General features: G+C 73.2%; 9 protein-coding genes. 4 read left to right on the top strand and 5 right to left on the bottom strand.

The genetic code is table 11. From position 1 onward, the window contains the following. Positions 1-33: 33 nt before the first annotated feature. Both rapZ and hprK read right to left on the bottom strand, forming a co-directional pair. Positions 34-897: an RNase adapter RapZ gene (gene rapZ / locus KYK13_RS34435; RefSeq protein ID WP_223638574.1), complete on the bottom strand. Its 864-nt coding sequence runs from the start codon at positions 895-897 to the stop codon at positions 34-36. Then, positions 894-1859 (bottom strand): HPr(Ser) kinase/phosphatase, encoded by a 966-nt coding sequence (gene hprK / locus KYK13_RS34440; RefSeq protein WP_223638576.1) that lies wholly within the window; start codon positions 1857-1859, stop codon positions 894-896. The genes rapZ and hprK overlap by 4 nt, the downstream gene beginning before the upstream one ends. A 48-nt stretch (positions 1860-1907) precedes the next feature. Here hprK and KYK13_RS34445 point away from each other — a divergent pair, with 48 nt between their 5' ends. The 3 genes from KYK13_RS34445 (at position 1908) to KYK13_RS34455 (ending at position 4751) form a co-directional block, all read left to right on the top strand. After that, the gene (locus KYK13_RS34445; RefSeq protein WP_223638579.1) at positions 1908-3446 is read left to right on the top strand and encodes a hypothetical protein; all 1539 of its coding nucleotides are present in this window, start codon (positions 1908-1910) and stop codon (positions 3444-3446) included. A gap of 62 nt (positions 3447-3508) precedes the next feature. After that, positions 3509-3859, top strand: a complete 351-nt coding sequence (locus KYK13_RS34450; RefSeq protein WP_223638582.1) for a histidine triad nucleotide-binding protein — start codon at positions 3509-3511, stop codon at positions 3857-3859. Positions 3860-3977: 118 nt separating this feature from the next. Further along, positions 3978-4751, top strand: a complete 774-nt coding sequence (locus KYK13_RS34455) for a YoaK family protein (protein ID WP_223638585.1) — start codon at positions 3978-3980, stop codon at positions 4749-4751. A 16-nt stretch (positions 4752-4767) separates the two neighbouring features. On the opposite strand, the gene KYK13_RS34460 is transcribed toward KYK13_RS34455, so the two are convergent. Beyond that, a complete protein-coding gene (locus KYK13_RS34460; RefSeq protein WP_223638589.1) occupies positions 4768-7008 on the bottom strand; it encodes a fused MFS/spermidine synthase in 2241 nt (746 codons plus the stop codon). Positions 7009-7219: 211 nt separating this feature from the next. Here KYK13_RS34460 and KYK13_RS34465 point away from each other — a divergent pair, with 211 nt between their 5' ends. After that, entirely contained in the window at positions 7220-7651 is a 432-nt protein-coding gene (locus KYK13_RS34465) for a hypothetical protein (RefSeq protein ID WP_223638592.1), read from the top strand. Positions 7652-7672: 21 nt separating this feature from the next. On the opposite strand, the gene KYK13_RS34470 is transcribed toward KYK13_RS34465, so the two are convergent. Together KYK13_RS34470 and KYK13_RS34475 are read right to left on the bottom strand one after the other, a co-directional pair. Further along, a complete protein-coding gene (locus KYK13_RS34470; RefSeq protein WP_223638596.1) occupies positions 7673-11242 on the bottom strand; it encodes a serine/threonine protein kinase in 3570 nt (1189 codons plus the stop codon). 85 nt (positions 11243-11327) lie between these two features. Continuing rightward, entirely contained in the window at positions 11328-13022 is a 1695-nt protein-coding gene (locus tag KYK13_RS34475; protein ID WP_223646902.1) for an FHA domain-containing protein, read from the bottom strand. Positions 13023-13030 lie beyond the last annotated feature (8 nt).

A 13030-nucleotide genomic window follows, 5' to 3' on the forward strand; every position in this document is an offset into this window, starting at 1 on the left:
GGGGCTCCGGACACCGGAGCCCCTTGAGCCGCCCTACTCCTTCTCGATGTCGCGGTCCCACAGCTGCACGCGGCCGTAGTCCGCGGACAGCCGGCGCACCATCTCCGCCGCCAGCGCCACCGAGCGGTGCTTGCCGCCCGTGCACCCCAGCGCCACCGTGAGGTACGCCTTGCCCTCCTTCTGGTAGCGGGGGAACAGGAAGCGGCAGAGGTCCACGACCTTGTCGAGGAACTGCTGTGTTTCCTCGCGCTCCAGCACGTACCCGGACACCTTCGGGTTCTTGCCCGTGAGCCCCTTGAGCTCCGGCACGAAGTACGGGTTCGGCAGGAAGCGCACGTCGAACACCAGGTCCGCCTGCGGCGGCACGCCGTACCGGTAGCCGAAGGACATGATGGACAGGCTGGGCCCCGTCGTGGGCTCCGGGCTGAAGCGCCCCTGCACCATGCGCTTCAGGTCGTGCACGTTGAGCGCCGACGAGTCGATGACCTGGTCCGCCATCTCCCGCAGGTCCTTCAGCGCCTCGCGCTCCGCGTGGATGCCCTCCGCCACCGTGCCGTCCGGGGCCAGCGGGTGACGGCGGCGCGTCTCGCTGAAGCGGCGCATCAGGCTGTCGTCGCTGGCGTCCAGGAACAGCACGTCCACCTGGTGACCCGCGCGGCGGACCTCATTCAGCACGCGAGGCGCGTCCTTGAGGAAGACGCCCTCGCGCGCGTCCACCACCAGCGCCATGCGCTCGATGTTGCCGCCGCCCGCCAGCTCCGTGAGCTTGGGCAGCAGGAGCACCGGCAGGTTGTCGATGCAGAAGAAGCCGGCGTCCTCCAGCGCCCGGATGGCGGTGGACTTTCCGGAACCTGACATGCCGGTGATGACGATGATCTGCTTCGCGGAGGCGGTCACTCGACCTCTTCTCCCAAGGTGCGGCGCATCGCCCCCTGGGCGATGGCTCGATTGAGTCGCTCGGCGAACTCTCGCGCCGAGTGGTGGCCCTGAAGCTTCAACAGTTGGTTGCGCGCGGCCACCTCCACGATGGTGGCCATGTTGCGTCCAGGACGCACCGGGACGACCGACAGGGGGATGTCCACGCCGACAATCTGCAGGTGCTTGTCCTCCACGCCCAGGCGGTCGTACTCCTGGTGCGGATCCCATTCCTGCAACTCAATCACAAGCTCAATCTTCTTCTGTTCCCGGACGGCGGACACTCCGAAGAGGTCCTTGATGTTGATGATGCCCAGTCCGCGGATCTCCATGTGGTGCTTGATGACCGGATTACCCGCGCCGTAGACGGCCCCCTTCCGCCGGGTGACGTCCACGATGTCGTCCGCCACCAGCCGGTGGCCCCGCATCACCAGGTCCAGGGCGATCTCACTCTTGCCGATGCCGCTCTTGCCCAGCAGCAGGATGCCCACGCCGAAGACGTCCATCAGCACGCCGTGCAGGCTGCTGGACTCCGTGAGCGCGTCCTCCAGGAAGCTCTGCACCCGCACGATGAACTCGCTGGAGAGCAGCGGCGTCGTCATCAGCGCCAGGCCCGCCGCCTCGCAGGCGTCCACCAGCGCGCGCGGGACCTCCAGCGCCTTGGTGACCACCACGCACGCCAGGTCCTCCTCGCTGAAGAGCTTGGCCAGGGACGAGCGCTGCGCGTCCTCCGCCAGGGTGGCCAGGTAGGAGATTTCCGTGTTGCCGAAGACCTGGACGCGGCGGGGGTGCAGGTGCTCCGTGAAGCCCGCGAGCGCCAGGCCCGGCTTCTGGATGCGCGAGGAGTCCACCGTGCGGTTCAGCCCCTGCGAGCTCGCTATCAGGGTCAGCCGCAGGTCGTGCCCGTGGTCCTCGAGGAGCTGGGAGATGCGAATGGATTTCATCGTCAGGACCTGGATATCACCCACCGGCCTCCGGAGGTGAACCGCACCGTGTCCGCCGTCCCCCCCGCCTCCCCTACAGCCGCCGCCGGGCCCCAGGCCGATGCGCTGGTCGGGGTTCCAACAGAAGTCCCCGGGCGCGACACCGAAGCCCCCTTCGAGCGCCGGCTGGGCCTGTTCCTGCTGGGGGGCGTGCTCATCCTGGGCGCGGCCCTCCGCCTCTACTGGGCGCTCCACGACGACGGCATCTACTGGCCGGACGAGGTCTACCAGAGCCTGGAGCCGGCCCACCGCCTGCTCTACGGCTACGGCCTCGTGGCCTGGGAGTTCGTCCAGGGCGCCCGGAACTGGGCCCTGCCGGGGCTGGTGGCGGCGGTGCTCGGGCTGGGCCGGCTCGTGGGGCTGACGGACCCGGCGGGCTATCTGGCGTGGGTGAAGGGCTTCTTCGCGCTGGTGGGCACGGCGACGGCGTGGGCCACGTGGCGGCTGTCCCGCGCGTCCGGGGCCTCGCCCCTGGCGGCGTCCGGCGGGGCCGCCCTGTTCGCCCTGGCGGCGGTGCCCCTGTACTTCGCGCCCCGGGCCATGAGCGAGAACGCCTCCGCGCTGCCGGTGGTGCTGGGCCTGGCCCTGGCGCTGCCGAAGGCCGCGTCCCGGCGCGCGCTGGTGGCGGGGGCGTCCCTGCTGGGGCTGGCGGTGCTCCTGCGGCTGCAGAACGGCGTCTTCTGCGCGGGCCTGGTGGCCGTGCTCCTCGGCCGGCGCCAGTGGCGGCAGGCGGGGGTGGCGCTGGCGGTGCTGTCCGGGTGGGCGCTGGCCTTCGGCCTGCTGGACAAGCTCACCTGGGGGCGGTGGTTCCACTCGGCCATCGTCTACCTGGACTTCAACGTGCTCCAGGGCAAGGCGGCCCAGTGGGGCACGGAGCCCTTCGGCTACTACCCGCGCGTGCTGCGCACGGCCATGCCGGTGCTGACCGTCGTCACGGCCGCGCTGTGCCTGGTGGCCATGCCGCGGGCCTGGGGGTTGTCCCTCCTGGCGGCGGCGTTCTTCGTCCTGCACGCGCTCCAGCCGCACAAGGAGCTGCGCTTCCTGGTGCCGGTGCTGCCCCTGTTCGCGGCGCTCGCGGGCGTGGGGCTGGACTCGGCCTTGCGGCTCTTGCGCGGCGCTCCCGCGCGGGGCACCGCCGTGGTGGCGGTGGCGGCGGGGGCGCTGCTGTCCGGCGCGGGCGCCGGGGCGCTCACCTTCGGACAGCTGGGCCAGTACGAGCGCGTGCGCCCCAGGGACAGCGCCTGGGACGACCAGGGCCCCATCAACCGGCTGCTGGAGGTGGCGGGCCGGCGCGACGATGTGTGCGGCCTCAAGGTGGAGGCCGTGCACCTGGCGTGGGCGGGGGGCTACAGCTACTTCCACCGGAAGGTGCCGCTGTATCCCCACACCGGCCCCGGGCGGGACTCGCGCCTGTTCAGCCACGTCATCACCCCGGTGGGCTTGGAGGGTCCGGGCACCCTGGTGGCCCGGGAGGGCCCGGTGGCGCTGGTGAAGCTGCCCGTGGCGGACTGCGTGCCGGACCCCGGCTATTCGTGGCGACTGCCTTGAGCGGGACAGTTGGAGGGAGGAAGTCCCTTCCGGCCCCCCCAGCGGGTTGGTAAGCCACGGCCATGCCCGAATCCGACTGCCTCTTCTGCAAGATTCGCGATGGCCTCATCCCGGCGAAGGTCGTCTACAAGGACGACGACTGCCTGGCCTTCGAGGACATCAACCCCCAGGCTCCCACCCACGTGCTGTTCATCCCGCGCAAGCACATCCCCACGGTGAACGACATCACGGTGGACGACCGGGCGCTGGTGGGCAGCCTCTACATGGCCGCGGCGAAGGTCGCGCGGGAGCGGGGCTACGCGGACACGGGCTACCGCGTGGTGATGAACACCCAGCGCGACGCGGGCCAGACGGTGTTCCACATCCACCTGCACCTGCTCGCGGGCCGCCAGCTCCACTGGCCGCCGGGCTAGCCGGGCTCCGAGCGCGAGTCCGCCATCCGCCCCGCTCTCGCGTGACACGCGCCGGGGCGCCGGGTGCTAGCGTCCCGGGTGCGCGGCCCGCCCCTCCTCCCGGGCGGGCCCGCCCGTCATGTTCAGTGCCCAGTCGTCGCCGCAGTCCCGCCGTGCCTACTCCCGCCTCGCCGTGCTGCTGGCCTCCGTGGCCGGCGCGGTCAACGCCGTGGGGTTCGTGGCGCTGGGCGCGCACGCGTCCCACATGTCCGGGAACATGGCCACGCTGGGCGAGTCCCTGGCCCAGGGCCGCTGGAGCGCGGCGCGGCTCCCCGCGCAGCTGATGGCGCTGTTCGTCGCCGGGGCCTTCTGCGCCACGGCGCTGCTGGATGCCTCGCGCCACCGCACGCGGGGCCGGCACGTGGCCGCGCTGCTGCTGGAGGCGCTGGTGCTGGGCGGCGTGGGCGTGGGCATGGAGTCCCTGCCGGGCACGCGCGCGCCGGCGCTGCTCTGGGGCATCGCCTTCGCCATGGGGCTGCAGAACGCGCTCGTCACGCGGGTGTCCGGCGCGGTGGTGCGCACCACGCACGTGACGGGGCTGCTCACGGACATCGGCATCCAGTTGGTGCAGATGCTGGCGTGGGTGCGCGACGGCCTGCGAGGTGACGGCGCGCCGGGGCTGTGGCAGCGCGTGCGGGAGCTGCCCTCCGCCGTGCAGTTCGAGCGCACGCGGCTGCACCTGGGCCTGGCGCTGGCGTTCCTCGCGGGCTCCACGCTGGGCCCGTACCTGTTCCTGCGCCACGGCGCCGTGACGCTGGTGCTGCCGTGCGCGGTGCTGGGCGTGCTGGCCGCGCTGGACGTGCGGTTGACCGTCAAGCCCGCGCCGTCCTCCTCCGCCGCGCCGGGGCACTGAAGGCCCGCGCGTTCCCTCAGGGCACGGCGGGCTCGGCCACGGACTGCGAGGGCGTGCGCGACGGCGGCTCGGGCGCGTCCGTGACGTTCGGGTCGGCCACGGCACGGCCCCGGGCCCGGGGGCGCAGGGCCTGGAGCACGCTGCTGCGCTCGTCCGTCCAGACGTATTCCGGCTCGCCGCGGAGCACCAGCCTGCGCGTGCGCGCCGGGCCCGTGTGGAAGGTGGAGCTGCCGAAGAACTCCCTGTCGGGGCTCAGCAGCATCCACGCGCTGGCCACCGCGTCGCCCGCGTTCTCCCGAGACACGAGCGCCGCGAACAGCCCGGAAGCCCGCGCGTGCGCCAGGCTGATGGGCACCAGGTCCAGGTGCTGGTTGCTGATGTGCAGCACCAGCACGCCGTGCGGCGCCAGGTGCTGGACGTAGAGCGCCATCGCCTCCCGCGTCAGCAGGTGCACCGGGATGGCATCCGAGCTGAAGACGTCCAGCGCCAGCACGTCGAACTGGCGCGAGCCGTGCTCCAGCTCCTTCTCCAGGGAGATGCGCGCGTCGCCCTCGACGACCTCCACGTGCGCGGGCGTGTCCTTCAGCGTGCTGAAGAAGCCGCCCTGCCCCCGGGCGAGGTCGATGATGACGGGGTTGATTTCATAGAAGCGCGCGTCGTCCCCGGCGGCCAGGAGCATGGCGCTGTTGCCCACGCCCAGCCCCAGCATGCCCACGCGCAGCCCGGTGGGCAGCCCCAGCGCCTGGCGCCACCGGCGCTGCTCGGCGAGCGCGAGCCCCAGGCCGCTGTCCGCCGTGTAGTACGCCGTGGGGGCGCTCCGGCGCTCCGGCAGGATGTACTGCCAGCCGTGGGTGATGGCGCCGTGGCGCAGGGCGTACTGGTGCTGATTCGGATCATCCGGGAACAGCTCCAGCACTCGCACCACGCCGAAGAAGTTGCGCGCGGCGAAGCGCACGCGCCCCAGGTCCGAGGCGACGAGCGCCGGCAGGTGCACCGCCACGCCCACCAGCATCGCCCCGCGCAGCAGGCGCTGCGTGCGCGCCACCACCGTCTCCTCCTTCGGCCCGCGCAGCAGTCCCACGAAGGCGATGGCGCAGCACGCGGCCAGCGCCAGCGGGTGCTCCCAGTAGGTGTTGAAGACGGCGGGCGCCACCAGGTTGACGAACACGCCGCCCACCACGCCGCCCACGGACACCCAGAGGTAGAAGGCGCTCAGGTCGCGCGGAGCGGGACGGCGCCGGTACAGCTCGCCGTGGCACACCATGGCGCCCGTGAAGAGGGCGCCCGCGTGGAAGAGCACCTGCCACCCCAGGCCCAGCGAGGGGCCCTCCTTGTGCGCGTACGTCACCAGCACCACGAAGGCGATGAGCCCCACCGAGTACGGCGTGCGCGCGTAGAAGGACTCGCGCGAGAAGGCCAGGATGAAGGTGACGAGGTACACCGCCAGCGGCATCACCCACAGGAAGGGGCCCGCCGCCACGTCCTGTGAGAGCTTGTTCGTCGTGGCCAGCAGCAGCACCGACGCGCACGTGCTCAGCGCCAACCACGTCAGCGTGGGCCCCAGGCCCGGACGCGGCGGCGCCGTGGACGCCTCCGCGGCGGCGCGGGTGGAAGCATCCGCGGGGGCGTCACCGGCGGCGGACGCGGGGGCGCGGCGCAGCAGGTCCCGGGCGCAGGCCCCGATGCAGAGGAGGAAGAAGACGAAGCCCACGGCCCAGCCCCAGGCCTGCGCGCTCCGGCCCACCCAGGGCTCCACGAGGAACGGATAGCCCAGCAGCGCCAGCAGCGAGCCCGCGTTGGACAGCGCGTAGAGCACATACGGCGAGCGCTCCGGCCGCGCGCGGGCGAACCATGACTGGACGAGCGGGCCGGTGGTGCTGAGCACGAAGAAGGGCAGCCCCAGCGTGGCGGCCAGCATCCCCATCAGCCGGAGCACGGGCAGGTGCTCATCCACCGGGCGCCAGCCGTCCCCCGGCGCCAGCGGCGAGCCCGTCCACCAGGCCCGCGCCGCCAGCGCTCCGAGCGCGGCCACCAGCAGGCCCAGGTGCAGCAGGGCCTGCGCGCGCGGGCGCAGCCGGGAGGCCACGACGTGCGCGTAGGCGTAGCCCGCGAGCAGCACCGCCTGGAAGAACAGCATGCACGCCGTCCACACCGCGGGGGTGCCGCCGTACCACGGCAGCGCGTAGCGGCCCGCCAGCGGCTGGACGCCGAAGAGCAGGAAGGCGCTGGTGAAGATGGCGAGCGCGTAGCGCACCATGCGGCCTCGGGGGGCGGGGGAAGACGCACGGCGTAGGGGGCCCGCGCTCCAGGTGTTTCCCGCTGGGGCGACAGTCTTGTCAACACGGGCACGTTCCAGAGCACGGCGAGCGGCCAGGCAGGCCGCTGGTGGGGCGGGTGGCCGCGGCGGGCATCAGCCCTAACTTCCCGGACGGATGGGCGCTGAGGACATCGCGCCCGGGGAGGACATCATGAAGGGCTTCAAGCGCGCGGTGGGGCTGGGACTGCTGGTGGGCGGCGCACTGGGAGGCTGGGGCTGCGGCAAGGAAACGCCGCCGTCGGACACGCAAGGGTTCCAGGACCCCGTGCAGCTCCAGCACCGGCCCCGCGAGGACGTGGCCGGGAGGAGCACTGGCAGCGACGTGGGTGAAACCTCCAGCGAGCAGGGCCGTAGCGCTCCCGACAACCGTCAGGGCGCGGCGGGTGGAAGCAGCCAGTTGGGCACGGGGCTCGCGGAGAGCTACCAGGGCGGAGCGGCCTCGGAGGGCACCGGCGGCTCCGGCCGTGACGCGGGCACCGGCGGCTCCGGCCGTGACGCGGGCACCGGCGGCTCCGGCCATGACGCGGGCACTGGCGGCTCCGGCCGTGACGCGGGCACGATGGACGCGGGCACGCACCATTAGGCGCGGCTCCGGCGACGGCCATCAGTCCTGACGGCGCTTCACATCCCTCAACTGGTTGTGAAGGTCCTGCACCTGCCTGAGGGTCGGCGTCGCACTGCCGCCCTGGCTGAAGTCGTCCCGGAGATTGTCGAAGAGGGTGCACAGCATCGACATGGCCTCGCAGCCATGGTTGCGCTTGAGCGACAGGAAGAGCGACCGCGTCGCCTCCCATTCCTTCTCCAACTCGGTGGCGCTGCCGCTCTCCTTGGCGGGAGCACGGACGGCGGCGGCGCGCTTGCCGGGCCGTGATGGTGCCGGCTTCTTCGCACCGGCGTGAGCCACCGTGTCCTCCTCCGGCTCATCCGGAGCGAGCAGGTCGTCTGGGTTCACCTGCGCCGGGGCGCTGCTGGCGGTGGCCCGCGCGGGCTCGGCGGGCTTCGGCGTGGACTTCGCCGGCGCGGGGGGGAGCGCCGCGGCCACGTCGTTGACCGGCGTCTCCTGGGCCGGTGACTTCTCCTGGACCGGAGTCGCGGCCTGCTGCGCCGGCTCGGGCGCGGGAGGATGCCCCGGGGGATGCGCGGGCCGCGTGGGAATCTGCTGCACCGGGGTGGGCGGAGCCGGCGTCGATGTCCGGGACTGCTCCAGGCCCACGGCCACGCGCAGCTCGGGGACGAAGTAGAGCCCCGCCCCCACGATGGACAGCGCGACGACCGTGAGCAGCAGGAACACCAGCGCGGAGCGCAGCGCGCCGCCCTTCTTCACCGGCGCCATCTCACGCCGCGAGGCACGCGGCGGCTCCGTGGGCTCCGGCCGCACCGGCATGGCCTTGCGCCGGGTCGCGTCGTCGCGCGTCGCGCGCGCGGTGGACGACTCGTCCGGCTCCGCGGCGGCCCGGGTCACGGCGCGCATGCTCGACGCGGTGCTGGAGCGCGCAGGCGGCGTGCCCGGAGACGAACCGCGCACGGCGCGGCGGGAGCCCGTGCGGCCCCGGGCCGGAGCGGTGGGGCCGGTGTCGGACTCACGCTTGCCGGTGGACGAGGACGTCTCACGCAGCAGGGCCTCGTCCAGCATCACGCGGGACTGGGGCTCCTCGCGGCGCGAGGCGCGGGACGGCATGGGGATGCGCGGGTGCGTGTCCGCGTCGCCCGCTCGCACGGCCGGGACATCGTCCGGCTCCGCGGAGATGGACGGCATGCGGGCATCGGACTCCAGCGCGCGCGGCTCCACCGCGACCAGGTCCTCCGAAGGCCGCGTGTCCTGCATCGTGGGCCGGAGAGCAGGCCCCGGGTCGAGCGGCTCGGCGTCGAGCGGGGCCTCGTCGAAGTCGCTGGAGCGGGAGCCCCCGGACTGGATGGAGGGCACCTGGATGGTGAGCGCCGCGTGCGAGGGCAGCGGCCGGCTGCCGTTCGACGGCGTCGTCACCCCGGGGCGCGAGGACGCCACCGAGGGCATCGCGGCCGTGGGGCGCTGCCCCTCCGGAATGCGCGCCTCCACCGCGCGCGCGGGCTCGGGGGGCCGGGGCGAATCGAAGCCGCGCGAGGACTCCGACGCGCGCACCGGCTCGAAGGCCGGCAGGGGCTCCGACGCGCGAGCCACATCGAACGTGGGCGAAGGCGCGGGGCGGCCGCCGGTGGACGGCGTCGTGACGCCAGGCCGCGCCGCCGACAGGGACGGCATCGCGGCGGTGGGACGCTGCCCCTCCGGGATGCGCGGCTCCGCGGCGCGGAGCTCGGCGCCCCCGGAGCGGCCCCCCTCGGGGAGGGGCTCCGGCCACGGATAGGGGCTCTCGGGGAGCTCCTCGTCATCCATGAACGGGCCATCCGGCAGCGGCGGCGGCTCCATGAACGGCAGCGACTCGCCCGACGCGTCGTATCGCCCCGCCCCGAAGTCGGACATGGGCGGAGGCGCCACCGGCCGCGATGCATCCGCCGGCACGACGGGCACGGGCCCGTCCACGGTCCGCACGGCCGGGATCGGCGCCATGGGCGGAGGCGGCACGCCCCGGGGCCCCACCGAATCCGAGAACGGCAGTGAAGCCCCCCTCCCGTCCGCGGGCGGCCGCGACACCGGCACGTCTGGCACGGGCGGCGCATCGCGCGACGGCAGCCCCGGCTCCGCGTACGGCAGCGACGTGGCGCGCGGCGCGGTGGGCTCGCCCGAGGACTCCGAGGACGGCAGCGCTTCCGCCCGGGGCGCGGTGGGCTCGCCCCGGGGCGAGGCCTCCGCGTCGCGTGCGCGCTCCTCCGCGGTACGGATGGCCGGCAGCCCCTCCAGGATGGTGGGCCGCTCCATCGCGTCCTGGCGGACCTCCACCGTGGGCGACGGCTCCGACGACGCGGGGCTGGGCCGCATCTTCGCGCGCGCCGCCTCCTCCAGCGCCTCCACCGGGAAGGCGGGACGCGTGGACTCGTCCACCATCACGCCGGGGCGCGTCTCACCGTCATCGCGTGCGCCGCCGCCGTCCTCGCGGCTTCGAGGCGTGGGATGGAACGACAGCGCCTCCACCGGCCCATCCAGGCGGATGGTCTTGGGCGGCAGCGTGGGCGTCTGCATCGTCGGGCGCGGCGCGGGGGCCAGCGACTCGTACGTGCCGCTGCTGCGCACGTCGCGCGACACCTCGCGCAGGGAGGCCAGCAGGCGCCGCTCGGACTGGTAGTCCGCGGAGAACAGGTCGCGCATGAAGCGGCTGACGCTCTCCGGGCCCGCGCTGGTGTCGATCTCCATCAGGCACGCCTGCAGGCGCACCCGGAAGTCCTCCGCCGTCTGGAAGCGCTGGGCCGGATCCACCGCCAGCGCCTTCGCGACCAGCTGCGACACCGCCGGCGGCGTCAGCGGCTCCACCTCACCGAGCGGCGCCACCTTCGGGTTCGCCACCGCGGACATCAGTTCGCCCGGCGGCAGCGCGTCGAAGGGGTTCTTGCCGGAGATGAGCTCGTAGAGACACAGGCCCACCGCGTACAGGTCGCTGCGGCGGTCCACCGGCTGGTGCCGGGCCTGCTCGGGCGACATGTAGAGGAACTTGCCCAGGATGATGCTGGGGTTCGTCTTCGCCGCCGACAGCCGGCTCTTGGCCAGGCCGAAGTCGATGACCTTCACCTCCCCCTCGTAGGAGATGAGGATGTTCTGCGGCGAGATGTCCCGGTGGACGAGCTTCAGCTCCTTCTCTTCCTCGTCCCGCTTGCGGTGCGCGTACGCCAGCGCGTCCAGCACCCGGCCCATCACGTACAGCACGAAGGTGAGCGGCAGCGGCGTCTGCCGGTCGCGCACGCGCGCGGCCACCTTGCGCAGGTCCTTGCCGTCCACGTACTCGAGGGCCATGTAGGCCTCGCCCTCGTGCACGCCCATGTCCAGCACCTGCGCGATGGAGCCGTGCCCCAGCCGCACCAGCGTGCGCGCCTCACCGACGAAGCGGTCGACGAAGTCCTGGTCCTCCGCGAACTGCGGGAGGATCTTCTTGATGACGCACAGCTTCTCGAAGCCCTGCGCGCCCTCCAGGCGGGCGAGGTAGATCTCCCCCATGCCGCCGGTGGCCAGGTGCGACAGGAGCGTGTACCGGCCAAAGGGCTGCGGCCGGAAGGGCCGCAATCGGGCGGGCTGGTTCGAAGAGCTCATGCGGTGCGGGGGTCCACCACGGAAAGCGCATTGAACCCCGAGCCGGGGTGCCGCTTCAACCGGTCAACCGGCCGCGCCGGCCGCCTCACCGGATACCGGGGTTGGTCAGCATGCCCATGTCCTCTTCAATCACCTCGAAAACCGCCACCTTGTCGCGGGGGGGCCGCACCACCCGCTCGCCCAGGGGCATCACGTCGAAGCGGGCGCCGGTGGCCGCCAGGAGCTTGCCGGTCATCAGCACCTGGCCGGGGGCCGCGGTGGAGGCCAGCCAGCCCGCCACCCCCATGCCCTCCCCCACGGCGCTGTAGTCCATGCGCGCGTCGGTGCCGATCATCCCCACCAGCGCCTTGGTGGAGTGCAGCGCGATCCGCAGCTCGCACCGCTCGTCCTGGGGCCGGCGGGCCATGCCCCGCTCCCAGTCCGCGCGCAGGGCCAGCGCCGCGCGCACCGCGCGGACCGCGTCATCGCCCTTGGCGTAGGGCACGCCGAAGAGCGCGCGCATGGACTCACCGAGGAAGCCCTCGACGGTGGCCTCGAAGCTGAAGACGATGCCGCTCATGCGCGCGTGGAAGTCGTTGAGCAGCTGCGTGGCGCGCGCCGCGCCCAGCCGGGCGATGACGGCGCTGAAGTCCGCCAGCTCCGCGTGCAGCACGGTGAGGTTCTTCTCCTCCAGGCCCGGCAGCTTTCCGCCCGTGCGCTGGGACTCGGCGGAGCGGCGCTCGGCCACCTCCGGCGAGTGGAAGCGCTCCAGGTTGCGCCGCATCCGGTCCGCGCTGGAGCCGTCGCGCACGGCGAAGCGCTGCACGCCGCTGGCCACCAGGTGGGCCACCGCGGTGCACGCGTCCAGCATCAGCTCCAGGCTGGTGTCGCCCCCGCCGGGCACGTTGACGTAGAGCACGCCCGCGAAGGGCGGCTCGGTGCCGATGGGGATGCACAGCACCCGGTCCACGCCGTACATGATGACGCTCTCGCGTCCGGCGAAGCGGCGGTCGTCGCGCACGTCGCCCACCGCGAGCGCGCGGCCCTGGCGGAGGGCCTCGTCCACGATGGCGTCCGACACGGGCACTTCGCCCTTGGCCAGCCGTCCCCGGTGCCGCACCGCCGCGGGCACCAGCGGCCCGGTGGCGTGCTTGAGCAGCACCACCGCCGTGGTGGCGTCGGTGCGCTCCAGGAGCCGGTCCATGGCGGACTCCAGGAACGCGGTCAGCGTGCGCGCGGTGGCCAGCGCCTCCGCGGTGTGCACCAGCAGCACCAGCGTCTCATAGGACACGCGCGGGCTGGCCACGGCGGAGCCGGTGGGCACGGGCGAAGGGCCGCTGAACGCGTCGTCGAACGGCAGCGGCCCCACGTTGTCCAGGAGGCGCAGCACGTCCGCGTCCTTCACGTTCTTGGCCAGCAGCACGGAGGGGCCCACGTCCGTGCCATGCCCGAAGCGCACGACGCCGCCCGCGCCCAGGTCCATCATCTCCGTGGCGGCGTTCTCCACCGTGTGCGGCTGGCGCACCGCCAGGGTGTTCTCCCCCAGCGCCACGGTGTCGCCCGCGCTCAGGTGCTTGCTGCCCTGGAGCGGGGAGCCGTTCACCCGGCTGCCGTTGCGGCTGCCCAGGTCCTCGATGCGCAGCACGTCACCTTCGACGTAGAGCCGCGCGTGCCGGCGCGACACCAGGTCGCCGCCCAGCACGATGTCGTTCTCGTCCGCACGGCCGAGGCTGGTGACGCCCTCCGGCAGGTCGTACGACGTGTCGAAGTAGCCGGGCCCGTTGATGATGATCTGCCACATCGGGCGCA

Source organism: Corallococcus sp. EGB (assembly GCF_019968905.1).
Classification (GTDB): Bacteria; Myxococcota; Myxococcia; order Myxococcales; family Myxococcaceae; genus Corallococcus.

What these genes read in the sequence shown, in the direction of transcription:
- hprK (WP_223638576.1), bottom strand. Translation starts at nt 1,859, where the DNA reads ATGAAATCCATTCGCATCTCCCAGCTCCTCGAGGACCACGGGCACGAC.
- KYK13_RS34450 (WP_223638582.1), top strand. Translation starts at nt 3,509, where the DNA reads ATGCCCGAATCCGACTGCCTCTTCTGCAAGATTCGCGATGGCCTCATC.
- KYK13_RS34455 (WP_223638585.1), top strand. Translation starts at nt 3,978, where the DNA reads ATGTTCAGTGCCCAGTCGTCGCCGCAGTCCCGCCGTGCCTACTCCCGC.
- KYK13_RS34460 (WP_223638589.1), bottom strand. Translation starts at nt 7,008, where the DNA reads ATGGTGCGCTACGCGCTCGCCATCTTCACCAGCGCCTTCCTGCTCTTC.
- KYK13_RS34465 (WP_223638592.1), top strand. Translation starts at nt 7,220, where the DNA reads ATGAAGGGCTTCAAGCGCGCGGTGGGGCTGGGACTGCTGGTGGGCGGC.
- KYK13_RS34470 (WP_223638596.1), bottom strand. Translation starts at nt 11,242, where the DNA reads ATGAGCTCTTCGAACCAGCCCGCCCGATTGCGGCCCTTCCGGCCGCAG.
- KYK13_RS34475 (WP_223646902.1), bottom strand. Translation starts at nt 13,022, where the DNA reads ATGTGGCAGATCATCATCAACGGGCCCGGCTACTTCGACACGTCGTAC.